The sequence below is a fragment of the Rhodopseudomonas boonkerdii genome, assembly GCF_021184025.1.
GTDB lineage: Bacteria > Pseudomonadota > Alphaproteobacteria > Rhizobiales > Xanthobacteraceae > Tardiphaga > Tardiphaga boonkerdii.
Window position 1 is genome coordinate 433,476 of sequence record NZ_CP036537.1, and the last position, 25,878, is coordinate 459,353.

Here is a 25,878-nt window from a genome sequence, read left to right on the forward strand (position 1 = left end):
GATGTCGATTGCCGCAGAACGCAAAGCGGAAGTCATCAAGAACAGCGCCCTCAAGGCCGGCGATACCGGTTCGCCCGAGGTTCAGGTTGCCATCCTCTCGGAGCGCATCGCGAATCTCACCGAACACTTCAAGACCCACACCAAGGACAACCATTCCCGTCGTGGTCTGCTGAAGCTGGTGTCGACCCGTCGTTCGCTTCTCGATTACATCAAGAAGAAGGACGAGGCCCGCTACAAGGCCCTGCTCGAAAAGCACGGTATTCGCCGCTAAGCGAACCGACGCGCGCAGCTTCTGCGCGCGTTTTCGCATGGACGGTTTCACATAACCAAACCATGCCATCACGTAGTGCAGGCCACAGTGGCCCGCACGATAGCGTCCAGCGGCAATCCGGCGGCTGGGCGATGACGGGCAAGGAGCCCGTCGCGCGGTGCGAAGCCAGAAGCTTCGCCTGCGACCATCGGAAGGATGGACGTCATTCGAATTCCAGAGGCCAGAACTCCAGAAGGTTTGGCAGGATCGCCGGACGCTGACTTCGCGGTTGCGCGAGCAGCTTCTTGCCGTCTTGCGCAATCCTTCCGGATGTCTGGCCTTTGTTTTTTCGGCGCCGCGCCTTCCGTGAACCCATGAAAGATATCCAAGATGTTTAATCCTCATTCCGTCGAGATCGATTGGGGCGGCCGTCCGCTCAAGCTGGAAACCGGCAAGATCGCCCGCCAGGCTGATGGCGCGGTCATGGCCACCTATGGCGAGACCGTCGTGCTCGCCACCGTCGTGGCCGCGAAGGCGCCGCGCGATGGCGTCGACTTCCTGCCGCTCACTGTCGACTATCAGGAGAAGGCCTACGCAGCCGGTCGCATTCCCGGCGGTTACTTCAAGCGCGAAGGCCGTCCGACCGAGAAGGAAACGCTGGTTTCCCGCCTGATCGACCGCCCGATCCGCCCGTTGTTCGCCGAAGGCTGGCGCAACGAGACCCAGGTGATCGTCACCGTGCTCTCGCACGACATGGAGAACGATCCCGACGTGTTGTCGATGGTCGCTGCTTCCGCTGCCTTGACCCTGTCGGGCGCTCCGTTCAAAGGCCCGATCGGCGCCGCCCGCGTCGCCTTCCAGAACGACGAATACATCCTCAATCCGACCCTCGACGAGATGGCCGACACCCAGCTTGAGCTGGTCGTCGCCGGCACCGCCGATGCCGTGTTGATGGTGGAATCGGAAGCCAAGGAGCTTTCGGAAGAAATCATGCTCGGCGCCGTGATGTTCGGTCACCGCCACTTCCAGCCGGTGATCAAGGCGATCATCGAGCTCGCCGAAAAAGCCGCCAAGGAGCCGCGCGAAGTCGCCGTCGTCGATGACAGCGCGCTCGAAAAGGAAATGCTCGGTCTCGTCGAGCAGGAGCTGCGCAAGGCTTATGCCATCCCGGTGAAGCAGGACCGTTACGCTGCGGTCGGCGCCGTGAAGGAAAAGGTGATGGCACACTACTTCCCGGAAGGGAAGGAGCCCGCTTACGACAAGCTGCGCGTCGCCGGCGTGTTCAAGGAACTCGAATCCAAGATCGTGCGCTGGAACATCCTCGATACCGGCAAGCGCATCGACGGCCGCGATTCCAAGACCGTCCGCAGCATTCTCGCCGAAGTCGGCGTGCTGCCGCGTGCGCATGGTTCGGCGCTGTTCACCCGCGGTGAAACCCAGGCGATGGTCGTCACCACGCTCGGCACCGGCGAAGACGAACAGTATATCGACTCGCTGTCGGGAACGTACAAAGAGACGTTCCTGCTGCACTACAACTTCCCTCCCTATTCGGTCGGTGAGACCGGCCGCCTCGGCGGCACCAAGCGCCGCGAAATCGGCCACGGCAAACTCGCCTGGCGCGCGATCCATCCGGTGCTGCCGGGTCATCACGAATTCCCCTACACCATCCGCGTGGTGTCGGAGATCACCGAGTCGAATGGTTCGTCCTCGATGGCCTCGGTCTGCGGCGCTTCGCTGGCGCTGATGGATGCCGGCGTGCCCTTGAAGCGCCCGACGGCGGGTATCGCCATGGGCCTGATCCTGGAAGGTTCGCGCTACGCGGTCCTGTCGGACATCCTGGGTGACGAAGATCACCTCGGCGACATGGACTTCAAGGTGGCCGGCACCGAAGCGGGCATCACTTCGCTGCAGATGGACATCAAGATTGCGGGGATCACCGAGGAGATCATGAAGGTCGCCCTCGCACAGGCGAAGGATGGTCGTATCCACATCCTCGGCGAAATGGCGAAGGCGCTCACCAATGCCCGCGCCGAACTCGGCGAATACGCCCCGCGCATCGAAACCTTCAAGATCGCCACCGACAAGATCCGTGAAGTGATCGGCACCGGTGGCAAGGTGATCCGTGAGATCGTCGAAAAGACTGGTGCCAAGGTCAACATTGAAGATGACGGCACCGTGAAGGTGGCATCGTCGGACGGCGAAGCCATGAAGGCGGCGATCAAGTGGATCAAGTCGATCGCTTCCGATCCGGAAGTCGGCCAGATCTATGAAGGCACCGTCGTCAAGGTGATGGAGTTCGGTGCATTCGTGAACTTCTTCGGCGCCAAGGACGGTCTGGTTCACATCAGCCAGCTCGCCGCCGGCCGCGTGCAGAAGACCGGCGATGTCGTCAAGGAAGGCGATAAGGTCAAGGTCAAGCTGCTCGGCTTCGACGATCGCGGCAAGACGCGTCTGTCGATGAAGGTCGTCGACCAGGAGACCGGCGAAGACCTCGAAGCCAAGCAGAAGGCCGAAGGCGAAGCTGCTCCGGCTGCTGAGTAAGCTCGTCAGAGCGAGATGAGAAAAGGGCGGCCGAGAGGCCGCCCTTTTTGTTTGATGAATGTAGTTCGCGAAGCCGATGGTCTCCCTCCCCGCTGCGCGTGGCTACGCCACGCTTGGGGGAGGGAGAATCGCGCTACTTCACGCTTCCCAATCCCAGCGCGTCCACCATCACGCGAAACACTTCCGTATTGTCCATCTGGCCCTTCACGCGATCGCTGCCGGGGCCCGTCGCGGTCAGAATCACGTCCTCGCCGGAATGCACGCTGGCATTCATCATCGCCGGCAGATTGCCGAGACGCAGCATCGCACCCGGCGCATTCTTGTACTTCTCATTCGCCGTGAAGGTATTCGGCGCCTCGCTCTTCTGCGTCGGCTCGAATGGGCCATCCAGCTTTGGCCGCAGCGTTTCATAATGATCGGGCAGGCTTGCTGACATGATCGCCAGTCGCCGGCTCACATCCACGCGTTCCGGATAGCCTTCGGCATCCGGCGCCGGATAGTTCGGGAAGCCGGCCTTGTCATAGACGCCGATGCGCTCGCGCAGCGGCAGGTTCGACTCCGTGCTCATGTCGTCATTCACGGTGCCGATCAGGCTGTTCGGATGGCTGTGGTCGGACACGACCAGAATGAGCGTATCGTCGCTGCGCTTGGTCGCCCATTCCTTGGCGAGCTTCACTGCGTTGTCGAGCATGATCACGTCATAAATGGCGCGATCGAAATCCAGCATATGCGCATATTTGTCGATCATGCCGGACTCCACCATCAGGACGAAGCCATTGTCGTTGCGCGACAGCACGTCGAGCGCGGCTTGCACCTGTTCCGTCAAATCCGGCTGCTCCGGATATCTCTTCACACCGCCGCCCTTGAGGAACTTGCGGTCGAGCACGCCGTCCATATTGCCGGGCGTGAACAGGCCAAGCAGCTTCGTCGTCTCCGCCTTGTCGGCTGCTGCCTTCAGTTCGCCCGCGGTCTTCACGAGAGGATAGCCGGCATCCCTGAATTTCGCGATATAGTCCACATCGTCGCGGCGCTTCGAGGTCTCCGCGGCCTGCGGCAAGAAGTTCGCTGCGCCGCCGCCGAGGATGACGTCTGGCTTCGCCGCGAACATTTGTGCGACGATCTCGTCATAAGCGGCGCGTCGCCGCGTATGCGCGACCATGGACGCCGGCGTGGCGTCCTGGATCTCGGTGTTGGTCACGATGCCGACGGCGAGACCGAGCTTGCGTTTCACGAGCGAGGTGATGGTCTCGACCTTCGGATCGTCGAAGACATCGCGCGTACGGTCGGCATAGACGCCAAGCGCATTGGTCGCCGACTTGTGGCCGGTCGTATAGGCACTCGCCGAATTTGCGGAGTCGGTGATGATCGAATCCGTGCCGGCGGTACCGACCAGCGCCATATGCGGCATGTCGTCGATGGCAAGCTTGCCGTTGCTCTTGCCTTCCTTGATTCCCTTGGAAAGGATGCGTGCTGCGACGCGATGCGACAGTGACATGCCGTCGCCGACGAACAGGATGACATTCTTCGCCTTGCGCGCGCCCGTGTCATAGACGTTCCATGTCACCGATTTGATGAGACCGCCGGCTATCACGTCGATCTTGTAGGCGCCGGGCTTGTCGAGAGTGACATCGCGCAACAGTAGTGCCGACTGGTCCTTGTTGTCCTCGCGCTCGATATAGTCGGCGCTCTTGCCGAAGGCCGCGCTCTGCTCGGCACCGTTGATCGTCACCTTGATATCGGAGGCAGCGATCTTCTCGGGCAGCTCCATTTTGAAATCGAACTTGGAACCAGCGAGGATTTCGGCGCGATCGAGCGGATAAATGGTCTGCGCGATGGCCGAGGTGGTCATGAAAAAGGCCGCACATGCGGCCAGCGAAACGGTCTTGATCATGGAAATCCTCCCTTGTCGGCAGTCTCCATCAATAAGACGGCCGGATGTCGGGTCAATGACATCCGGCCGTTCAATGGCAGGGCGGATTAACACAGCGCAATCTGCCGCGGAGTCTTCATCATGAACTCGGCCGGCGGATTACGGCTTTGCCTCATCCGCTGAGGCTCGGCTTACTCCTTGCCGAGCTTCGGAATCGTCGTGCCTTCGCCGGCGTTGAGCAGACCGGTCTTCGAATACAGATCGAGCTTGGCGCGTGTATCCGTGATATCGAGGTTGCGCATGGTGAGCTGGCCGATGCGGTCTGCCGGCGTGAACGCGGCGTCCTCGACCTTCTCCATGCTCAACCGTTCCGGCGCATAAGTGAGGTTTGGGCTCGCGGTATTGATGATCGAGTAATCGTTGCCGCGACGCAGCTCCAGCGTTACTTCGCCTGTGATGGCGCGGGCCACCCAGCGCTGCGCCGTCTCGCGCAGCATCAGAGCCTGCGAATCGAACCAGCGGCCCTGATAGAGCAGGCGGCCGAGCTTCATGCCGTTGATGCGGTACTGCTCGATCGTGTCCTCGTTATGAATGCCGGTGACGAGGCGCTCATAGGCGATGTGCAGCAGCGCCATGCCGGGGGCCTCATAGATGCCGCGGCTCTTGGCCTCGATAATGCGATTCTCGATCTGGTCGCTCATGCCAAGGCCGTGGCGGCCGCCGATCGCGTTCGCTTCCAGGAACAGCGCGACGGGATCGGTGAAGGTCTGGCCGTTCAGTGCGACCGGCTGGCCTTCGGCGAAGCGCACGGTGACGCGCTCAGCCTTGACCGCGCAGTCGTCCTTCCAGAACGGCACGCCCATGATCGGGTTGACGATGGTGATGCCGCTGTCGAGATGCTCGAGATCCTTGGCCTCGTGGGTCGCGCCGAGCAGGTTGCTGTCGGTGGAATAGGCCTTCTCCGCGCTCATCTTGTAGGCGAAGCCGTGCGCAGTCATGAAGGCCGACATTTCGGCGCGGCCGCCGAGCTCGTCGATGAACTGCTGGTCGAGCCAGGGCTTGTAGATCTGCAGGTCCGGATTGGTCAGCAGGCCGTAGCGGTAGAAGCGCTCGATGTCATTGCCTTTGTAAGTCGAGCCATCGCCCCAGATATGAACGCCGTCTTCCTTCATGGCCGAGACCAGCATGGTGCCGGTCACTGCCCGGCCAAGCGGCGTGGTGTTGAAATAGGTAATACCGCCGGTCGAGACATGGAACGCGCTGGCCTGGATGGCGGCGATACCCTCATGGACGAGCTGGGCGCGGCAATCGACCAGGCGGGCCTTTTCGGCGCCGAATTCCATCGCCTTGCGCGGAATCTCGTCGTAATCGGCCTCGTCGGGTTGGCCGAGATTGGCGGTGTAGGCGAAGACCTTTGCGCCCTTCTGCTTCATCCACAGCAGCGCCGCCGACGTGTCGAGACCGCCGGAGAAAGCGATACCGACATTTTTGCCGGTGGGGAGGCTCTTCAAGATCGTGGTCATGGGGCGTCCAATCGAGGCTATTTTTCGCGGTCAGCGATAGCGCGCCGGAGCAAAGGGCGTCAACGCGGCTTCAATCGTGCTGGTGTTCGGTAATCCGGTTCACGAAGCTCGGTTTCGGCTCCCGCCCGATCATGCGCAGTCGCCAGCGATAGCCGGGCCAGGCGATTTTGGTCAGCCAGCGATCGACGTCATCGTCTGTCATCCGGGTCCGAGGCCAGCGGTAAATCCAGCCGTGAACGAGCCAGATGACCAGGAAGGAGGCGAGGCCGGCGATGGTCACGTCGGTAAAGAAATGGCCGCCGAAGGCCATCCGCCAGCCGGAGGTGGCAAGGCCGAACACCGTTGCCGCCGCATAGGCCGCGGGCCGCAGGCTGGGTGGCGCGAGCGCGGCGGGGGCATAGGTCCAGAACGCCGTGGCGCCTTCGCCGGAGAAGAACGAGCAGTTGCGCACGCATTGCCCGGTCGGGTCCCACCAGGCCTTAAACTGCCAGGGACCGCCGAATTCGGTGACGGCTACTGGCCGCGGTCGGCCCCAGAAGGTTTTGAAGGTGAAATTGGTGAGGAAGCCTGCCGACATCACCATGGTGATGATCAGAAAGGCCATGGTGCGACCCTTCACCAGCAACGGTCGGTTTGGCCAGATCAGCTTGACGATCAGCGCCAGGATCGAGGGGGCCACGAAAGCCCAGGCGATCCACATCGCCGCATTGCGGGCGAATTGCGCGTAAGGCAGTCCCGAATAGGTGAAATCGCGGGTTTCCGGATGGAAGAACAGCGCCGCAAGCTTGAGATCGAGTTCGGGCCAGACGCCGAAAATCACGAGAATTGCCGCAAGCAGCACGAGCGCAATGAGGAGGCCAGTCCGGTTCATGGCGGGCGGTTTATCCGAGGCGCAGGGGGAAGGAAAGTTAAAGCGCTATAACTTTCCAGCGGCATCCGGCTGCGGCAGGCGCCGCGACTGCTTCCATGCCCCGGCATTGCGGCCTGCGATCACCCAGTAGATCAGCCCGGCAATGATGCCGGCTCCGGTCACGACTTCGAGGTGCCGGCGCACGATGCCGTCGAATGTCATGGTGGTGGTGTCATAGGGGATCAGGCCGAGATAGCAGGCGAGGCCCACCACGCCGCCGCCGAGCGCATAAGCCAGCACGCTGCGGATGTCGAAGCTCTCGGTGATCACGACGACGATCAAAGCGGGGATGAGCGCGAAGCCCGAGAAGAAGATGAAGCCGAAACCGATCAGAATGTTGATGGCATCGGGATTCACGATCCCGGTGTCCATTGCGCTCAGCTCGGGAAAGAGGATCGCGAAGGTCACGATCGTGCCACCAGCGAGGCATGCGGCGCAGAACGCAAAGAGAATGACGATGATGCGGCCGATCAGGGACATGATGGCTCAGCCTTTCGTCCGCTCGTGCCCAACGCGCCGCCCTTCTCCTGAGGAGCGGCCGAAGGCCGCGTCTCGAAGGAGGTACCACGCTGCGCATGGTCCGAGACGGACGCCTGCGGCGTGTTCCTCACCATGAGGGTGGAGTAGGAAGTGCCGCGCATCAATCCGTCATCGCCATCGCGCGCAGGGCCTGGCGCTCGCGGGCCGAAAGCTTCTCCGTTTCCGACTTCAGCTGCCCGCAGGCTGCGAGAATGTCGCGGCCGCGCGGCGTGCGCACCGGCGAAGAATAGCCGGCATTGAAGATGTATTCGGAGAATTTCTCGATCTGCGCCCAGTCCGAGCACTCGTAGCGCGTGCCCGGCCACGGATTGAACGGGATCAGGTTGATCTTGGCGTGGATGCCCTTGAGCATCTTCACCAGCAGCTTGGCGTCGTCGAGCGAGTCGTTGACGCCCTTCAGCATCACATATTCGAAGGTGATGCGGCGCGCGTTGGAGGCGCCGGGATAATCGCGGCACGCCTGCAGCAGTTCTTTCAACGGATATTTCTTGTTGAGTGGCACCAGCTCGTTGCGCAGCTCGTCGCGCACCGCATGCAGCGAGATCGCCAGCATCACGCCGATCTCATCGCCCGTGCGTGCGATGTTCGGCACCACGCCCGAGGTCGACAGCGTGATGCGCCGGCGCGAAATGCCGATGCCTTCATTGTCCGAGACGATCAGCAACGCGTCGCGCACGGCCTCGAAATTGTAGAGCGGTTCGCCCATGCCCATCATCACGATATTGGTGATGCGGCGGTTGGTACCGGGCTGGTCGCGGTCGGCCCAGTCGTTCAGCCGGTCGCGTGCCACCATGATCTGGCCGACGATCTCGCCCGGCGTCAGGTTGCGTACCAGACGCTGGGTTCCCGTATGGCAGAACGAGCAGTTCAGCGTGCAGCCGACCTGCGAGGAGACGCAGAGCGTGCCGCGGTCGGTCTCGGGGATATAGACGCACTCGACCTCATGGGCGCGCTCGCCATGGGTGCCGGAGGGCAGCTTCAGCAGCCATTTGCGGGTGCCGTCATTGGAAATCTGCTCGACGGCCACTTCCGGCCGGTCGACCGTGAAATGCTGTTCCAGTTCCGTGCGCATGTCTTTGGAAATACTGGACATTTCCGCAAAGCTCTGAGCTCCGCGATAATACAGCCAGTGCCAGATCTGCTGGCTGCGCATCTTCTGCTGGGCCGGCTTCACGCCGATGGAACCAAGCTTCTCGGCGATCTGGGCCCGGGACAGGCCGATCAGCGACGGCTTTGCCAGCGGCACGTAGGTTTCCGTCGCCACTTTCTCCAAGGGGAGCGAGCGGGCAGTCTCAACGGCAGCGGCAGCCTCGGCAGAAGCGGGGGTCATGGTGTTCGATCTACGACTAGAAGCGGTGATTTAGACTGTGTCCCTCATCCTGAGGAGCGACCGCAGGTCGCGTCTCGAAGGATGGCCACACACGCAATCTCATGGTTCGAGACGGCGCCAAAGGCGCCTCCTCGCCACGAGGGATTGAGATAGGCTTTTCACGCCCAAATGGAAAGGCGCCAAATGCGGCAATATTAACGGAGGTATCGGCCCATAGGCGCGTGAGCCGAAGGCGTCATCCGCCGCGGAGTTTCAGCATTGACCTCCGTCCTACGGCGGCCTCACCTTACCTCCGGCACTCCTGCGCGACCTTGTCGAGCGCTTGGGCGAGGCCCTTCAGCGAGAACACGTCCGTGGTTTCCGTGCCCTTGGCCGAAAGGCCCTTCACGGTCACGTCGCCGGCCTTGCGCAGCGCCTCGACCAGACGTTCTTCTTCCGCAGCGTTCTTGATCCAGAGCCCGTCGCCCTGGGTGTACATCGCAAACTTCGCGCCGCCGACATCGAGCGTCGACTCATAGCCGGGCTTCAATTGATAGCCGATCATGACCGAGACTTCGTTGGTCACCTTCTCGGCGGGGCGCGTCGAGATGAACGCATAAGCGGGGTCACGAGGGCGGTTGGCCGGATTGGTTCTGGACGATGACGGCTTGGCGAGCGCGAAGCAGACCTTCTTGCCGCCGGGGGCTGCGGTGTAGGCGCCCCATGAACCGAACTGGCCGAGCAGTGTCGGTTCGGCGCTTCCTGCAGCGGCCGGTGCCGGCGTCTGCTTGGCCGGTGCAGCCTTGCCCTTGGCAGCCGTCTGCGCCTGCGCAAGATCGGTAACGCCGATCATCGCCATGCTCAAGGATACAACTGTCAGGATTCGCCGCACGGACATCAGGTGTCGATCCTCTATCTTTGTGACTGGAAGATGGCCTGGAATCACACGCGCCAACTGACTTGCAGATAAACACATCGATCTTGTTTGAAAAGGCGGAGGCATCGCGTCGAAAGATAGCAGGGCGCGGTGGACTACGCGTGGGGCGTGAATTGAAACGCTAAGGTTCATAGTTCACCGCGACCCTCGAACGCCTCCCCCGGTGGGGAGAGATGTAGCGAGTCCTCAGTTTTTCATACGCGCGGCGCGCTGCGCCGCCCATTGCGCATCGGTCCAGTGCAACAGGTCCTCGGCCCCCGATGAGCGCAAATGCGCGCCGCCATCCTGCACCACCATCTCGCCATTGATGTAACCGGCCTGATCGGAAATCAGGAAGCTGGCGAGGTTGGCGAGTTCGCTGTGTTCGCCGACGCGACCGAGCGGATTGCGTGCCGCAGGCCCGGAGTTACGACCTTCGGGCTGCAGCTGTCCGATCGCGCCCGGGGTGGGAAAGGGACCTGGTGCAATCGCCACGAGACGAACGTCCTTCGGTCCCCATTCGACGGCGAGCGATTTGGTCATCGCCAGCAGGCCGGACTTTGCCATGGCCGATGGCATGGTGAAAGCGCGGCCGGTGATGGTCGATGTGGAGAGAATGCTGAGCACCACACCTCGATGATGGGACACGATCCAGCGTCGTCCTGCTTCGAGCGTGCAGTACATCGCGCCGTGCAGCGTCGGTGCGAGGATCGCGTCGGCAGCGCGCGCGGAGAGATGCTCGCTCTGCGCGATGAAAGTCGCGGCTGCATTGTTGACGAGGATATCGAGTGGGCCGTCCTGCCAGATCGCAGTCATCATGTCTGCGACGGCATCGGCGTTACGGATGTCGCAGGTGAAAATATCGACCTTCGCTCCGCACTCGGTACGGAGTTGCGCGGCGGCTTCGTCCAGCACGGCGCTGCGCCGTCCGCAAATGACGAGTTCTCCGCCGAGCTCGGCAAAGCGGCGGCTCATGGCCGCTCCAAGCCCGGAACCTCCCCCTGTCACGAGAATGCGCTTGCCGGCGAGGAGTGTTTTTTCAAACATTGTTCGTTTCCTCTTTTTGTTCGCGCGATGGAATGCGTTTGTGGCGTCGAAACACATTGCTCCCCGGAGCTAAATCCTTCATGAATTCCTCAACTGTCTCAAGCCGAAGGCCAGGTTGATCAGATGAAAGCCATTCTCTGCTCGCAATACTGCGAACCCGACGATCTCGTTTTTGCCGACGTGGAGGATCCCGTTGCCGGTGAGGGGCAGGTGGTCATCGCCATCAAATCGGCGGCGCTGAATTTCTTCGACATCCTGATGATTCAGGGCAAGTATCAGATCAAGCCTCCCTTCCCGTTCTCGCCGGCGGCGGAAGTCGCAGGCGTGATCGAGAGCGTCGGTGCTGGTGTCACCTCGCTGAAGCCGGGTGATCGCGTCGTTGCTTCGATCGGTCACAACGGGGCCCGGCAGAAAGTCGCCGTGGCGGCTTCCTCTGTGATCAAGATTCCCGACAACCTCGATTTCGACCGCGCTGCCGGCGTCATCGTGATCTACGGCACTGCGCTGCATGCTCTGGAAGATCGCGCTTCGCCGAAGCCGGGTGAAACGCTGGCTGTGCTCGGCGCCGCCGGCGGCACCGGCCTCGCCGCTTGCGAGCTGGGCAAGCTGCTCGGCTTGAAAGTCATCGCCTGCGCATCGTCGGACGAGAAGCTCGAATTCGCCAAGAAGCATGGTGCCGAGATCGGCTTCAACTACGCGAAGGAAGATCTCAAGGAAGGCTTGAAGAAGCTCACCGGCGGCAAGGGTGTCGACATCATCTTCGATCCGGTCGGCGGGAAATACGCGGAAGCGGCTCTGCGTGCCATCGCCTGGGAAGGCCGCTTCATGGTGATCGGTTTTGCAGCCGGTGATATTCCGAAGATGCCGCTCAATCTTGCGCTGCTGAAGGGCTGCGACATCCGCGGCGTGTTCTGGGGTGCCTGGGTGCGGCAGAACCACGACAAATACCGCGCGAGCATCGAGAAGCTGCTGAAGTGGGCGGCCGAGGGCAAGATCTCGGCCCACGTGGATCGTACTTTCCCGCTGGAGAAGACCGCGGAAGCGATGAAGGTGCTCGCAGGCCGTCAAGCCATGGGCAAGGTGATTTTGCACCCGTAACTCGACGACCTCATTCCGAGCAGCCGTGCGATGCGCGGAGTCTCGAAGGATGGCAGCGAAGCTCCAGAGCCCACCTATCTCATGGTTCGAGACGGCGCTCCGCGCCTCCTCACCATGAGGAGCGGAGGGGAAGCGGCTTATGTAGCTTCCACCTCGTCGTCTTCCAGGCCGCGCGCCATTGCACGTCGTGCGGCCTCGCGATGATCCTCATTGATATGCGTTGCCACCATGCGAAGCGCTGTCGCGAGGATCGCCGCATCGTCGCCGAAGCCGAGGATCGGCAACATATCCGGCACGAAATCAAACGGCAGGATGAAATAAGCGAGCGCGCCCAGCAGCGCCGCCTGCACATGGCGTGGCGTCTGACGGTCGAAGGCACAGTAATAGGCGGCGAGCAGATCCTCCATGAAGGGCAGCTTCACGGCGAGCCGCTTCAGCTTGCGCCAGAATTGCTTGCGAACGCTTTCGCGATCCTGCGCCAGCCGGTCGGCCGGTTCGAAGCCCACGCTGTGTTCGGTAGCCATCGGGAAAGTTCCTCGGTGCCAAGATCGGGCATAGTCCAGATGGTGTCGGAGACGACGCTTCGCAACGAAGGGGCTGCGTTCAGGCGCCGAGTTGTTTGGCGACTGCATTCATCGCCTTTGCCAGATCGACGTCCTTCTGCGTCACTCCGTCGGCGTCATGGGTGGAGAGCACGACCTCCACGGTCTTGTAGACGTTGCGCCATTCCGGGTGGTGGTCGTGTTTTTCGGCGACCAGCGCCACCCGCGCCATGAAGCCGAAGGCCTCGTTGAAATCCTTGAAGGTAAATGTGCGCGCAAGGGCGTCCCGGCCGCTGACGCCGCTCCAGCCGGGCAACCCGTCCAGCGCTGCCTTGCGCCCCTCCGCTGATAGCCGTTGCACCATGGCAACCTCCTGCTTCACCTGAACTTTATCCCAACGCACCATGACACGATCGGGATCCATGCCACAATTAAGGCGGCAATATCGATCAATTGGATAACCACGCGCCGGTTTTGTTCGAGGCGGAACGGACGGGCGCTCTGGAACTTTGCTAGACTTTGGCTCCAACCCGCTTTGGTGACAATGGACTTGAAGCGCCTGTTCTCGAGATCGATGACGGATGGACCCGAGGTCATCGGACCGGCCGGGCCACCGTCGCCACGTTCGGTCCGGCGCAAAATGACGTTGATCACGCTGGCAGGCACGCTGGCGATCGTCGCGGCGGTGGCCGGCGCCTACTATTTCGCGATGAAACCGGTACCGCTGCGTATCGCCGTCGGCCCGCCGAACAGCGAAGACCTGAAGGTCGTGCAGGCATTGGTTCAGGCCTTCTCGCGCGATCATCGCTCGGTGCGCTTGCGCCCGCAGATCACCGATGGCGCCACGACAAGCGCGCAGGCCCTGGCCGATGGCAAGGTTGATCTCGCCGTTATCCGTGGCGATCTTCCGGTTCCGAAGAATGCGCGTGCGGTGGCCGTGCTGCGCAAGAATGTCGTCGTCATGTGGGTGCCCCCGCCGACCAGGACCACTGCACGCGGCAAGAAGGCCGCGGCGAAGATCACCAAGATTCCCGATCTGGCCGGCAAGCGGATTGGCGTGATCGGCAAGACCCAGGCCAACGTGAATCTGCTCAATATCATCCTGCGCCAATATGGCGTCGATCCTGCCAAGGTAGCGGTGACGCAGTTCTCCGTGGCGGATGTCGGCGACGCCATCAAGGATCAGAAGGTCGATGCATTCATTGCTGCAGGCCCCGTGAACAGCAAGATCACCGGCGATGCGATCCAGTCCTCGGCGCGCGACGGCGGTACGCCAGCCTTTCTCGCAATCGATTCCGCGGACGCCATCGCGCAGAACTACCCGGTCTATGAATCGTCGGAAATCCCGGCCGGCACCTTCGGCGGTGCGCCGGCGCGGCCGGATGATGATGTGAAGACGATCAGCTTCTCGCACTACATCGTGGCGCGGCAGGGTTTGTCCGACGTCACGGTTGCAGCGCTGACACGGCAACTGTTTGCGATCCGCCAGCAGATCATCAATGACTTCCCGCTCGCGGCAAAGATCGAGACGCCCGATACCGACAAGGATGCCGTGATTCCCGTGCATCCTGGCGCCGCGGCCTATGTCGATGGTGAAGAAAAGACCTTCCTCGATCGCTATAGCGATTACATCTGGTGGAGCCTGATGGGTCTCTCCGCCATGGGTTCGATCGGCGCATGGTTCGCGAGCTATCTGCGCAAGGACGAGCGCAACGTGAACGTTTCGCAGCGGGATCGCCTGCTGGATATGATCGCGCTCGCGCGCAAGAGCGATTCATTGGAAGAACTCGACAGCATGCAGGCTGAAGCCGACGGCATCCTGCGTGACACGCTCACATGCTACGAACACGGCGCGATTCAGGAAGGCACGCTGACGGCCTTCAACATCGCACTTGAACAATTTCACAACGCCGTCGCCGATCGCAAGGCGCTCATCAGCATGGTGGCGCCGGAGCCGGCGCGGCAGTTGTCGCGGCCGCTGGCGGTTTAACGTTTCAGGTAGCGCCATCCCACCACGACGCCGCTGACCGAGACGATGGCGCCGAGGATCGAGAGCAGGATCACCACGATGTCCCAGGCCGGGCGATATTTCAGCAGCAGCTGGAAATCGAAACTGTGCAGGGCATTGAACAGCCAGCGATAGCCGCGACGACTCGCATCCATCTGACCGAGGATGTCGCCGGTGACCGGGCTGATGTGAATCCAGGTTTGCGCATCGTCGCTGAAGATCGCGCGCAGCACCGGCAATTCCCGCTCGCGGTGGTGTGCGTACCAGTAGGAATCGTAATCTTTCAGCTCGATTTTCGCAGTGATTTGCGCTGACGGGAGCAGTCTTGCTGCGGCATTCCAGAGGCGGTCTTGCGGCAACACGGTGGCAGCGCCGGTGGACGCGTCGTGCACACTTTGCGCGCCACTACGAGATTTCGTGATCATCAGCGGGCTACCATCGAGCCAGACGAAGCGCGCCTCGACCGCTCCGGGTTGCGCGATAGGCAACTTTGCTGCGATCGTTGCTGCATCATGGCCGCCGTAACGCTGCAGCATGTCGCGCGCGGTGTTGCGGTCGGCGAAGTATTGGCCGGGATTAACCGACAGCCAGCCGGAGAACATCCAGGTCAGGATGAATGCGCCGCCGATCAGGCCGGCGATGTGATGCCAAGCCATCCAGCCGCGATAGGGCGTTATATTTCCATCCGCATAGCGTCGCTTCAGGCGCACGCGCAAAATGCCGATCCAGATTCCGGTGATGCCGACGACGAGGCAGATGCCGGATGACCACAGGATCACCTGCCGCCACAGTGCGCCGTCCTTGCGGAGCACGGTCGGATAGATCCAGTGCGGGATCGAGCCGAGCCAGTTCCAGATGCGTTCCGTGCGGTTGGTGTCGAGCGCGATCTCGCCGGAGCGGGAGGAGACGTAGAGTTTGGTGCCGGCATCGTCGCCGAGATCGATGAGATAGAACGGCCGCAAAGGATCGTAGCGCGCGACGACGCTCCACTGATCACGGTGGATGATCTCCTCGAGGCGTGGGGATTTGCTTGCGGGATGATGAGAAGCAATCGCGAGCGCTTGCCGTTCGGAGATATCGGCGATCGCGCGTCCGTCGATAGCGGAGATCGTCTGTCGCTTGCCGTCCCAATCGCTCAGCCGATAGACCGGCTCGCTATCGAGCATCATCAGGCGCAGCTCGCGCGGATAGCGCGTGCTGCCGGCGGCTTTCATCGCATCGTCGGGAGAAAGCCTTGCTGTCTCCCACGCGATCTCCGGCAGCGCCGCCAGCCTCTCCTGGTCGGAGAGGCCAGGGAACGCGACATACATCATCACCACGCCTGAGATGAACCACATGGCGAAGAACAGGCAGGTGACGATGCCGATCCAGCGGTGGGCGAGATACAGCCACTGCCGGAGTTTTCGTTTGAGCCGGAATGCCATCGAAAGCAGGATCTCTTTTCTTTCCCTCCCCCGTAAAAACGGGGGAGGGAAAACGCCGGCCGGGATTAGAACTTCACATTGACCGCAAACTGCGCTGTGCGCGGCATGCCGAGCGTCCACACATTCGCATTTCCGGAGGTCGCATAGACCGTATCGAACAGGTTGTAGACGCGCAGCGATACCGTGGTGTTGGGGTCGGGCTTCCACTGCACGCCGGCATTGACGACATTGTAGGACGGCATCTCCGCCGCGGTCGTATTGGCATTGTCGCCATAGCGCTTGCCGACGATCTGGATGCCGGCATTGGCCGACCAGTTCGGCGCGAAGGCCCATGTCGCCCAGATGTTCGAAACCGTCTGTGGCACGTTGAACGGGACGTTCCCGGCGAAATTGACCGATCCGGTGCCGATCGTCGCCGGCTGCACGAAGTCGTCATACTTCGCGCGCAGGAAAGTGGTGTTGGCATCGATGCGCCAGCCGTGATCGAGCGCGAGACCGACCGATGCCTCGATGCCGCGTGACGATTGCTGACCCACCTGGGTGACGATCAGCGGATTGATCGGATCACGCGCGAGCAGATTGTTCTTGACGATCTCGTAGCCCGCGAGTGTCCATTCGCCGCGTCCGCCCCAGAACGATTGCTTCACGCCGACTTCGATCTGCCTGCCGGTCGCCAGCGTGAAATCCTTGTTGGCGCTCGACAGCGAGACCAGGCCACCCACCGGATCGACTGCAGTGGAATACTGACCGTAGAAGGCGAGGTTCTTGATCGGTTCGTAGACTGCGCCGGCGCGCCAGGTGGTGTTGGAGAAGGACTTTTCGAAACTGTTGCCAGGCGTGATGTAATCGGTACGCGTAATCGTCGGCTCATCCTGGCGGATGCCGGTGACCAGCGAGAGTTGATCCGTCACGGACAGCCGGTTCTCGGCGAAGATCGCGAATTGATTGGCGACGGAGCCGTAAGTAGAAACTGTCGGAATCGTGCTGAAATAAGAGCCCGGGAAGAAGTTGTAGGGATCGACCGACGATCTCGCGCCGTTGGAAAGGCCACCGAACGAGTTGATCCGATAGGGCGCGAAGTTCACGCGGCTGACATCGAAACCGGCAAGAAACTCGTTCTTCATGCCGAAGATATGGCCCTTGACGGTCACATCCATACGGTCGCCGAGCTGCTGCTCGTTATGGAAGATTTCGAGATAGCTGCTGCGATCGATCAGGCCGGTCGCCGGATTGTAGCGAAAGTTCTCGGCATTCATCCAGTGACGCTTCATATCGAAGTAATACAGCGTGTTGCGGATGGCGATGGCGTCGGTGACCTGCCATTCGGTCTTCACCTGGCTGAAACTGTCCTGATAGCGAATGCTGCTGTCGCCGACATTGTAGTTCTTGAAACGCATAGCATCGACGATGCCGCCATTGACCAATGGCGTACCATAATAACGCGTCGGGCTGCGATCGCCGTAATCCGTCGATAGCGTCCAGGTAATGTCCTCGTTCTGCTTGATCTGAATCGCGGCATGCAGCGCCACATTTGAGTTGTTGTCGCGATCGACCCAGCCGTCGGACATGTTGCCGGTGGCGGTGATGCGATATGCGACATCCTTGTTCACGGGGCCACCGCTATCCACGGCAATACGGCGGGTCATGTTGCTGTCGAGCGACATTTCAGCCTGGTTGAACGGCACCCAGGTCGGCAGCTTCGACACTACATTGATCGCGCCGCCGACGGCACCCGCGCCATACATCACCGATGCCGGACCGCGCAGCACCTCGATGCGCTCGGCGGACCAGGTATCGAACGGGAAGGTGACGGTGCCGGCGCCGATGGCGAGTTGAGTGCCGTCATACAGGGTCATCACCGACGAACCGCCGGTGAAGCCGCGGGTGCTGAAGGACACGCCGCCATTGCCGGGCGATGGCGCGGCGGTGAAACCGACGGCGTTCTGCGTCACGGCATCGAGGAAATTCTGTTGTCCACGTTCGGCGATGGTTTCGGCCGAGATCACGTCTACGCTGGCGGGCGTTTGCAGACGCGTGAGGCCGAGGCGGCTGCCGGCCGTGCTGGCGCCGGTGAGATTGAGCGTCGGCGCGGCGAAGGCCGGGCCGGCCGGTGTGGCGACCGGTGGCGCGGCGGTCGCAGCGACATTGCGTTGCGGACGTGCGCGGGCGGCGCGGGTCGGGTTGCCGCTCGCGGCGCGGCGCGCGCCTTGCGGCTGGGCGGCCGGCTGCACGACGATGGGATCGAGCAGATGGTTCGACTGTGCGGGCTGCATCGCACCTTCGACAGGCAGAAGCAGGCACGACAGGGCGGCAGAGGCCAGAAAAGGTTTGCGTCGCCTGGATACGGAAGAGACGGCGGTGGTCATCAAAGGGACTCGCGATAACGTGGCACGTCACCGCAAACCAAGCCGTTCTGCATTCTTCACGAACGCAACCCGACTTCCACCAGGACACCCCGCCCAATGTGCTCGCGTGTGACCACGACTGACGGCAGGTCTCCTGGCTCGCGGGTCGGTGCCTGTCACCGCCTTCCCAGGCCGGGGGCCCAGTGGCGTATGGCGAAGGCTCGCCGCTTACAGTTGCGGGGGCAGCCGCGGAATCGGTTCGCGCAACAGACGCTGCGCGGGCCTCACCGCATTCCCTTTTGGTCCGGTAGGAACCGTCGGCGTCACGTTTCGGGGAAATGACAGGACGAGTCAATGTCGCGGTTCTGCCACAGTGCGGGCGCTGCGGCAGACTGTCACAGCCTCGTCGCGAGAGACGCTTACAGCCTAGGCATCTTCATCGCCGATCCCCGGGAGAGCAGAATGGCTATCCGCGTCACTCGCCGCCGCTTTATGACCACCGCCGCCGCTGGTGCAGGCATGTTGGCGATGCCTTATCTCAGCCGCGCGGCGGACCGGCCTGTGGTGAGCCATGGCGTGCAGTCCGGCGATATCGGTTTCGACAGCGGCATGATCTGGTCGCGTGCGGATCGTCCGGCCCAGATGATGGTGGAAGTCGCCACCACCGAGAGCTTCAAGGAAGCCCGCGCGCTGCCGCCGGTGAACGTGCTGCCGGAAAGCGATTTCACCGCAAAACTGCTGCTGGAAAACCTGCCTTCGGGGCAGGACATCTTCTATCGCGTGCGGTTTCGCGATCTGTCGCATTACGAGATCGTCGGCGAGCCGGTGGTTGGCCGCTTTCGTACGGCGCCGGCCGATCGGCGCGATGTCACTTTCGTCTGGGGCGGCGATGTGGCGGGGCAAGGCTATGGCATCAATGCCGATGACGGCGGCATGGTCACCTTCGCCACGATGCGCAAGCACAATCCGGATTTCCTGATCCATTCCGGCGACACCATCTATGCCGACGGCCCGATCGTGGCGGAGACCAAGTTACCAGACGGATCGGTGTGGAAGAACACCACGCTGGTGCCGGAAAAGGCGAAAGTCGCGGAGACGCTCGACGAATTCCGCGCCGCGCATAAATACAATCTGCTCGATGACAATGTTCGCGCCTTCAATGCGCAGGTTCCCATCTTCGGCCAGTGGGACGATCACGAGGTCACCAACAACTGGTCGCTCTCCAAGCAGTTGCCGGCGGCCTACAAGGAGCGCGACATCACGCTGCTGGCCGCGCGTGGCGCCCGCGCCTTCCACGAGATGTATCCGGTGCGGCCGAACATTGCCGAGCCCGGCCGGGTCTATCGCGTGCTCAATTACGGTCCGCATCTCGACGTGTTCATGCTGGACGAGCGCAGCTATCGCGGCCCGAACGGGCCGAACCTGCAGGAGGCCTATGGTCCCGAAGCCCAGTTCATCGGGCCGGAGCAGCTGGCCTGGCTGAAGCGCGCGCTGCTGGAATCGCGGGCGACCTGGAAGGTGATCGCCTCGGACATGCCGATCGGCATCATCGTCGAGGACGATGCGGTCAATCACAAGGGTTCTGAAGCCATTGCCCAGGGCGACGGCCCGCCGCGCGGCCGCGAGCTGGAAATCGCGGATCTGCTCCGCTTCATCAAGACCGCGGGCATTCGCAACACCGTCTGGTTCACCGCCGACGTGCATTACACGGCAGCGCACTACTACAATCCGGACAAGGCGCAGTTCCAGGACTTCGAGCCGTTCTGGGAATTCGTCTCGGGCCCGTTCCATGCCGGCACCTTCGGGCCGGGGGCGATGGATAATACCTTCGGACCGGAGGTCCGCTATGTGAAGGCACCGGGACCGGACAGGCAGAACCTGCCGCCGTCGGCCGGTATGCAGTTCTTCGGTCACGTGAAGATCGAGGGCGCGACCGGCCGGATGACCGTGACTTTGCGAGATAGGGCCGATGTGGCCCTTTGGAGCACGGTTCTGGACCCGAAACTGGGGTGAAACCGTGTCCCGGACGCGGTGCAGCGCTCTTGCGCTGTCCGCAGAGCCGGGGCCGTACCAAACGCCGGAGTTCCTGGCGGTCCCGGCTCTGCGAAGCGGCACTTCGCGCGGCACCGCGTCCGGGACAGGGGTTTTACGAGGGTGCAGACACACCGAAATCGGGGGCAGATTCACATTGTTTTTGGACGATTCCTGACTATATTGCGCCGCAACGCGCCCGAGTACCCGGCTTTTTCTTCAAGGCCGGGTTTGCTTTTGCAGGGATTGGCCCAGCGCGTTCTCAGACAAGACGGGATTGATCGCGCATGGAGCGCAGCATCGGTCCTTGGAAAACAGACGTCTTGTAGAAGCCGCGCCTAGCACCTGTTCGTCGAACCAGAAGAAGACATATGAAACTGCGCAACATCGCCATCATCGCACACGTCGACCACGGCAAGACCACCCTCGTCGACAAGCTCCTGCAGCAGTCGGGCACCTTCCGCGACAACCAGCGCGTCCAGGAACGCGCGATGGATTCGAACGATCTCGAAAAAGAACGCGGCATCACCATTCTCGCCAAGTGTACCTCGGTGCTGTGGGAAGACACCCAGATCAACATCGTTGACACCCCCGGCCACGCCGACTTCGGCGGTGAGGTCGAGCGCATCCTGTCGATGGTCGATGGCGTGATCGTTCTCGTCGACGCCGCCGAAGGTCCGATGCCGCAGACCAAGTTCGTGGTCGGCAAGGCGCTCAAGCTCGGCCTTCGCCCGATCGTCGCCATCAACAAGGTGGACCGCCAGGACGCCCGCATCGACGAAGTCGTCAACGAGGTGTTCGACCTGTTCGCCGCGCTGGACGCCACCGACGAGCAACTCGACTTCCCGATCCTCTACGGGTCAGGCCGTAATGGCTGGATGGCCAACAGCCCGGATGCGTCGCACGATGTCGGCATGAAGCCGCTGTTCGAGCTGGTGCTCAAGCATGTGCCGCCGCCGACCGTCGAGGAAGGTCCGTTCCGCCTGCTCGGCACCATTCTCGAAGCCAACAACTTCCTGGGCCGCATCATCACCGGCCGCATTACCTCGGGCTCGGTGAAGCCGAACCAGACGGTGAAGGTTCTGTCGCGCGACGGCAAGACCGTCGAGACCGGCCGCATCTCCAAGATCCTTGCCTTCCGCGGCCTCGAGCGCCAGCCGGTGGACTTCGCCGAAGCCGGCGACATCGTCGCCATCGCGGGCCTGACCAAGGGCACCGTGGCCGACACCTTCTGCGATCCCACGGTGGATACGCCGCTGCAGGCGCAGCCGATCGATCCGCCGACGGTGTCGATGTCCTTCATCGTCAACAACTCGCCGCTCGCCGGCACCGAAGGCGACAAGGTGACGAGCCGCCTGATCCGCGACCGTCTGCTGCGCGAAGCCGAAGGCAATGTCGCGCTGCGCGTGGTCGAATCCGCCGACAAGGATGCGATGGAAGTCTCGGGCCGCGGCGAATTGCAGCTCGCGATCCTGATCGAGAACATGCGCCGCGAAGGTTTCGAGCTGTCGGTGTCGCGTCCGCGCGTGGTGTTCGAGAAGAACGAAGCGGGCCAGACGCTGGAGCCGGTGGAAGAAGTGGTCATCGACGTCGATGACGAATTCTCCGGCGTGGTCGTGCAGAAGATGAGCGAGCGCAAGGCCGAGATGATGGAAATGCGTCCGTCGGGCGGCAATCGTCTGCGTCTTGTGTTCCACGCCCCGACCCGCGGCCTGATCGGCTATCAGGGCGAGCTGATGACCGACACCAAGGGCACGGCGATCATGAACCGCCTGTTCCACGCCTACCTGCCCTACAAGGGCGAGATCGCCGGCCGCCGCAACGGCGTGCTGATCTCGAACGATCAGGGCGAAGCGGTGGCCTACGCCATGTTCAAGCTGGAAGACCGCGGCCCGATGATGATCGAGCCGGGCTGGAAGGTCTATCGCGGCATGATCATCGGCGAGCACACCCGCGAGAACGATCTCGAACTCAACGTTCTCAAGGGCAAGCAGCTCACCAACATCCGCACCACGTCGAAGGACGAAGCGGTGCGCCTGACCCCGCCGATCCGCATGACGCTGGAAAAGGCGCTGGCCTATATCGAGGACGACGAACTGGTGGAAATCACCCCGAAGTCGATCCGCCTGCGCAAGAAGCATCTCGATCCCAACGATCGCAAGCGTGCGGAAAAGGCGAAGGAAGCGGTGGCGTAAAGCCAGGCTTCATTTACAGGAGTGTTGCGAAGTGCCCGGCGACAGCCGGGCATTTTGTTTTGGTGGGATGGTTCCTTCACACTCTTGTCATCACCCGCGCAGGCGGGTGATCCAGTAAACGCCGGCCGTGCGTGCGATCTCCGTCAGCGTTTACTGGGTTGCCCGGTCGAGCCGGGCAACGACAGATCGTGATTGGGTTGGCTTGAATAATTCGCTTAACCGACTATTCCCGTTATCGCGGACCTCGAGCACAGAAGCTTTGCGATGAGCACAGAACTCCCCTCCGAAGTCGACGTCGCCATTATCGGCGCCGGCGCCGCCGGTCTCGGCGCGGCGCGCGCGCTGGAGGGGGCCGGCCTCTCGGTCATCGTGCTGGAAGCCCGCGACCGCATTGGTGGCCGCGCCCATACGATCATGGCGGCGCCGGGCATTCCGTTCGATCTCGGCTGCGAATGGCTGCATTCGGCGGACAGGAACGATTTCGTCGGCATTGCAAAGCAGCTCGGCTTCAAGGTCGACACCAAACGCCCGCCGTGGCGCGAACAGACCTATGATGCGACCTTCTCGAAGGCGCAGCGCGCGGAATTCTTCGCCGCGATGGACGCCTTCTATGATCGCGCGGAAGCAGCCGCAGAGAATGAGGAGGACGCGCCGGCGGCGACATGCCTCGAGCCGGGCAATCCGTGGAATCCCATGATCGATGCGGTGTCCACCTACATCAACGGGTTCGAACTCAAGGACGTGTCGCTGCACGACATGGATGCCTATGAGGACACCGAGGTGAACTGGCGGCTGCCCGACGGCTATGGCGCGCTGATCGCAGCCTATGGCGCGCGATGTCCGGTGGCGCTGAACACGGAAGTGACTGTCATCGATCACTCCGGATCGCGCGTGAAGATCGAGACCTCGCGCGGCACGCTGACCGCTGCGAACGTGGTTATCTGCGTGCCGACCAATCTTCTCGCCAACGAGAACATTCGCTTTCATCCGCCGTTGCCTGAGAAGGTCGAGGCCGCCGCCGGCCTGCCGCTCGGCGCCGACAACAAGGTGATGCTGGCGCTCGCCGATGCCGAAAAGTGGCCCGAAGATGTCGGCCTGCGTGGCGCCTATATGCGCGTCGGCATCGGCAGTTTTCACCTGCGCCCCTCCGGCCGCCCCTGCATCGCCGGCTTCTATGGCGGCAGCTTCGCGCGCGAACTTGAACAGGCAGGCGAAGGCGCGCTCGCGGCACAGAGCATCGACGAGATCGTCAAGCTGCTGGGCTCGGACATCCGCAACAAACTCACACCGCTGGCGGAATCCCGCTGGTGCCACGATCGCTTTGCGCAGGGGGCCTATTCGGCAGCGAAGCCCGGCCATGCCGAGGCGCGTGCCGTGCTTGCTGCGCCCGTGGATGGTCGGCTGTTCTTCGCCGGCGAAGCGACGTCGCCGAATTTCTTCTCCACGGCACACGGTGCGCGCGAGAGCGGTGAACGCGCGGCGAAGGAAGTGATGGCGAAGAATCACAGGATGGGGTGAGCGCCGGAGCCCATCCTGCCGCTGCGCGCTTCGTTGCTACTCAATCACCCGCTCGCGCAGCGACGCATCCGGTACCAAGCACGCATCGCTTCGCCCGAAGATGCGATAGCGATTCCGTGCGACGAGATCGTAGACGGGATTGCGCAGCGCTGCCGGCACGGCAAATAGCGCGCGCACCCAGCGCCATCCCGGCAGTTGCGACAGCACCGTCAGGGCGGCATTCGATTTGAAATGGGCCACGCCGCCATGGATCACGGCGTTGGTGTCGGGATCGTTCGGATCGATGCCGAAATGTTTTGCGAGCCGGCTGCCGTAGTCCGACTGGATCGGCGTAAAGCGAAAGCGCTTCGCCACATCGCGCTTCGCCACGAAGCGTACCCAGCGCGAGCAGAAGACGCAGACGCCGTCATAGAGGATGATGTCGTCATCGGGCCAGGGCGCGGTCATGGCTTGGCGATCATCAGCCAGAGCGTGATCAGCATCGCGCCAAAGACCAGCGTGCCGAGTACGAGCGAGCGGCGGAACAGGATGTGATAGCGCAGCGGCAGGGGTGCGCGATCAGCCATAGCCGTCCGGGTGAGCGTGCGAATTTCGATTTGCATGAACAGCACCGGCAGCCAGAGCAGGCTGGCCAGCGCGTAAAGGATCAGTGACGCGATCATCCAGGGCTCTGTGGCAGAGGTTGATGACATCTCCATCAGCAGTCCGCCCGTGAAAGGCTGCAGCACCATGGCGCCGCCCGTCAGCAGAGCGGTGGCGGCGAGTGACGTGTTGGCGGTCGCCGCAACGAATGCGCCGTCGCCGGAACGATGGGCCTGCAGCATCATGAAGGCCACGCCGCCGCCTGTACCGAGAATGACGACGGCGCCAAGCACGTGGAGGAATTTGAGAAAGAGATAGACGGTCATCGTGAGCCCAGGTAGCGGGTATCCGGCTCTGCCTACCCACGTCGCCCATCGCCAGCAAGTATCGTCCGCGAATCAGGTGCGAGGCAAATCCCGACAACACATGCGTGTGGGGGAATCCCGCGACGCGTGTTTGAAGGTGCGGCGGTGGAAAACTGGATCGGCCACTGACCCATCCCGTCACGATCTGTCTTTTTCCGGGACAGATTTTCACGGAACTGATGCAAAAATTCCACATCTTAACTGATAATTAACGATGCTCTTGAAGACGGCGCGGTGCGCTGCTTTGATCATGCCCATGAGCACAACCCTGATCGAAGTCCGGCCGGCCAAGACCGCAGATGCGGTCGAGGTGGCGTCCACCCACGATGAAGCCTGGCGCGCGGCCTATCAGGGACTGATTCCGGGGCCGGAACTCGACAAGCTCATCAACCGCCGCGGTCCGCAGTGGTGGGATTCGGCGATCCGCAAGGGCAGCCGCGTCAGCGTTCTCTGTTTTGGCGACAAGGTCGCCGGCTATGCCAATTACGGCCGCAACCGCGCCCGCAGCCTGCAATTCGAAGGCGAAATCTACGAACTTTACCTGCGGCCGGAATTCCAGGGCCTCGGCTTCGGCCGCCGCCTGTTCGCCTCGGCCAAACGCGACCTGATGCAGAGCGGGCTGAAGAGCCTCGTCATCTGGGCGTTGTCGGACAATGCTGGCGCCACGGAATTCTATCGTGCGCTGGGCGGCCGCATGGTGGCCCGCTCGTCCGAGCGGTTCGGCGCCAAGTCGCTCGACAAGGTGGCCTTCGCCTGGAACGCGTGAGGTTTCCCGCTGCCCCGCATATTCTCTTTCCCTCATGGTGAGGAGGCGCGCAGCGCCGTCTCGAACCATGAGGTGGCCGGGCTCCTGAGCCCGTCACC

General features: G+C 62.2%; 22 protein-coding genes and 1 riboswitch. Of the genes, 8 read left to right on the forward strand and 14 right to left on the reverse strand.

The window, feature by feature from the left end:
• Position 1: 1 nt before the first annotated feature.
• Positions 2 to 271: a 30S ribosomal protein S15 gene (gene rpsO, locus E0H22_RS02015; RefSeq protein WP_233024103.1), complete on the forward strand. Its 270-nt coding sequence runs from the start codon at positions 2 to 4 to the stop codon at positions 269 to 271.
• Positions 272 to 640: 369 nt separating this feature from the next.
• Entirely contained in the window at positions 641 to 2,791 is a 2,151-nt protein-coding gene (pnp, locus tag E0H22_RS02020; RefSeq protein WP_233024104.1) for a polyribonucleotide nucleotidyltransferase, read from the forward strand.
• 133 nt (positions 2,792 to 2,924) lie between these two features.
• Here the strand turns inward: pnp and E0H22_RS02025 are convergent, their stop codons facing one another.
• The 7 genes from E0H22_RS02025 to E0H22_RS02055 all read right to left on the reverse strand — a co-directional run bounded on the left by E0H22_RS02025 (position 2,925) and on the right by E0H22_RS02055 (position 10,906).
• Positions 2,925 to 4,682 (reverse strand): alkaline phosphatase, encoded by a 1,758-nt coding sequence (locus E0H22_RS02025; protein WP_233024105.1) that lies wholly within the window; start codon positions 4,680 to 4,682, stop codon positions 2,925 to 2,927.
• A 170-nt stretch (positions 4,683 to 4,852) separates the two neighbouring features.
• Entirely contained in the window at positions 4,853 to 6,184 is a 1,332-nt protein-coding gene (argG, locus tag E0H22_RS02030; RefSeq protein ID WP_233024106.1) for an argininosuccinate synthase, read from the reverse strand.
• 70 nt (positions 6,185 to 6,254) lie between these two features.
• Complete coding sequence (locus E0H22_RS02035) at positions 6,255 to 7,055, reverse strand: phosphatase PAP2 family protein (protein ID WP_233024107.1); 801 nt, start codon at positions 7,053 to 7,055, stop codon at positions 6,255 to 6,257.
• A 45-nt stretch (positions 7,056 to 7,100) separates the two neighbouring features.
• Positions 7,101 to 7,574, reverse strand: coding sequence for a hypothetical protein (locus E0H22_RS02040; RefSeq protein WP_233024108.1), 474 nt, complete (start codon positions 7,572 to 7,574; stop codon positions 7,101 to 7,103).
• 160 nt (positions 7,575 to 7,734) lie between these two features.
• Complete coding sequence (gene rlmN / locus E0H22_RS02045; protein WP_233024109.1) at positions 7,735 to 8,964, reverse strand: dual-specificity RNA methyltransferase RlmN; 1,230 nt, start codon at positions 8,962 to 8,964, stop codon at positions 7,735 to 7,737.
• A 286-nt stretch (positions 8,965 to 9,250) separates the two neighbouring features.
• Complete coding sequence (locus E0H22_RS02050; RefSeq protein WP_233024110.1) at positions 9,251 to 9,841, reverse strand: invasion associated locus B family protein; 591 nt, start codon at positions 9,839 to 9,841, stop codon at positions 9,251 to 9,253.
• A 225-nt stretch (positions 9,842 to 10,066) separates the two neighbouring features.
• Entirely contained in the window at positions 10,067 to 10,906 is an 840-nt protein-coding gene (locus tag E0H22_RS02055; protein ID WP_233024111.1) for an SDR family oxidoreductase, read from the reverse strand.
• Between the two features lie 123 nt (positions 10,907 to 11,029).
• On the opposite strand from E0H22_RS02055, the gene E0H22_RS02060 reads away from it, so the two are divergent.
• Complete coding sequence (locus E0H22_RS02060; protein ID WP_233024112.1) at positions 11,030 to 12,004, forward strand: NADPH:quinone oxidoreductase family protein; 975 nt, start codon at positions 11,030 to 11,032, stop codon at positions 12,002 to 12,004.
• Positions 12,005 to 12,141: 137 nt separating this feature from the next.
• Here the strand turns inward: E0H22_RS02060 and E0H22_RS02065 are convergent, their stop codons facing one another.
• The 3 genes from E0H22_RS02065 to E0H22_RS02075 form a co-directional block, all read right to left on the reverse strand.
• Positions 12,142 to 12,528, reverse strand: coding sequence for a YkvA family protein (locus E0H22_RS02065; protein WP_233024113.1), 387 nt, complete (start codon positions 12,526 to 12,528; stop codon positions 12,142 to 12,144).
• Positions 12,529 to 12,607: 79 nt separating this feature from the next.
• Positions 12,608 to 12,910 carry a 4a-hydroxytetrahydrobiopterin dehydratase gene (locus E0H22_RS02070; protein WP_233026617.1) on the reverse strand — a complete coding sequence of 101 codons (303 nt, stop codon included), beginning with the start codon at positions 12,908 to 12,910 and terminating at the stop codon, positions 12,608 to 12,610.
• A gap of 14 nt (positions 12,911 to 12,924) precedes the next feature.
• The gene (locus E0H22_RS02075) at positions 12,925 to 13,212 is read right to left on the reverse strand and encodes a hypothetical protein (protein WP_233026622.1); all 288 of its coding nucleotides are present in this window, start codon (positions 13,210 to 13,212) and stop codon (positions 12,925 to 12,927) included.
• Here E0H22_RS02075 and E0H22_RS02080 point away from each other — a divergent pair.
• The gene (locus E0H22_RS02080) at positions 13,121 to 14,536 is read left to right on the forward strand and encodes a TAXI family TRAP transporter solute-binding subunit (RefSeq protein WP_430715204.1); all 1,416 of its coding nucleotides are present in this window, start codon (positions 13,121 to 13,123) and stop codon (positions 14,534 to 14,536) included. The genes E0H22_RS02075 and E0H22_RS02080 overlap by 92 nt on opposite strands.
• Here the strand turns inward: E0H22_RS02080 and E0H22_RS02085 are convergent.
• Both E0H22_RS02085 and E0H22_RS02090 read right to left on the reverse strand, forming a co-directional pair.
• The gene (locus E0H22_RS02085) at positions 14,533 to 15,978 is read right to left on the reverse strand and encodes a PepSY domain-containing protein (RefSeq protein WP_233024114.1); all 1,446 of its coding nucleotides are present in this window, start codon (positions 15,976 to 15,978) and stop codon (positions 14,533 to 14,535) included. The two genes, E0H22_RS02080 and E0H22_RS02085, sit on opposite strands and share 4 nt — an antisense overlap.
• Positions 15,979 to 16,043: 65 nt before the next feature.
• Positions 16,044 to 18,344, reverse strand: a complete 2,301-nt coding sequence (locus E0H22_RS02090; protein ID WP_233024115.1) for a TonB-dependent receptor — start codon at positions 18,342 to 18,344, stop codon at positions 16,044 to 16,046.
• Positions 18,345 to 18,450: 106 nt separating this feature from the next.
• Positions 18,451 to 18,657: riboswitch (cobalamin riboswitch) on the reverse strand.
• Between the two features lie 128 nt (positions 18,658 to 18,785).
• On the opposite strand from E0H22_RS02090, the gene E0H22_RS02095 reads away from it, so the two are divergent.
• From E0H22_RS02095 to E0H22_RS02105, 3 genes are all read left to right on the forward strand, one after another.
• The gene (locus E0H22_RS02095; protein WP_233024116.1) at positions 18,786 to 20,336 is read left to right on the forward strand and encodes an alkaline phosphatase D family protein; all 1,551 of its coding nucleotides are present in this window, start codon (positions 18,786 to 18,788) and stop codon (positions 20,334 to 20,336) included.
• Positions 20,337 to 20,725: 389 nt separating this feature from the next.
• Positions 20,726 to 22,549: a translational GTPase TypA gene (gene typA / locus E0H22_RS02100; RefSeq protein ID WP_233024117.1), complete on the forward strand. Its 1,824-nt coding sequence runs from the start codon at positions 20,726 to 20,728 to the stop codon at positions 22,547 to 22,549.
• Positions 22,550 to 22,813: 264 nt separating this feature from the next.
• Entirely contained in the window at positions 22,814 to 24,067 is a 1,254-nt protein-coding gene (locus E0H22_RS02105) for a flavin monoamine oxidase family protein (RefSeq protein WP_233024118.1), read from the forward strand.
• Positions 24,068 to 24,103: 36 nt separating this feature from the next.
• Here E0H22_RS02105 and E0H22_RS02110 read toward each other — a convergent pair whose 3' ends face one another.
• Together E0H22_RS02110 and E0H22_RS02115 are read right to left on the reverse strand one after the other, a co-directional pair.
• A complete protein-coding gene (locus E0H22_RS02110) occupies positions 24,104 to 24,514 on the reverse strand; it encodes a thiol-disulfide oxidoreductase DCC family protein (protein ID WP_233024119.1) in 411 nt (136 codons plus the stop codon).
• Positions 24,511 to 24,975, reverse strand: a complete 465-nt coding sequence (locus E0H22_RS02115; protein ID WP_233024120.1) for a DUF2269 family protein — start codon at positions 24,973 to 24,975, stop codon at positions 24,511 to 24,513. The genes E0H22_RS02110 and E0H22_RS02115 overlap by 4 nt, the downstream gene beginning before the upstream one ends.
• Positions 24,976 to 25,270: 295 nt before the next feature.
• Here E0H22_RS02115 and E0H22_RS02120 point away from each other — a divergent pair, with 295 nt between their 5' ends.
• Complete coding sequence (locus E0H22_RS02120) at positions 25,271 to 25,780, forward strand: GNAT family N-acetyltransferase (protein ID WP_233024121.1); 510 nt, start codon at positions 25,271 to 25,273, stop codon at positions 25,778 to 25,780.
• The last annotated feature ends 98 nt before the right edge of the window (positions 25,781 to 25,878 follow it).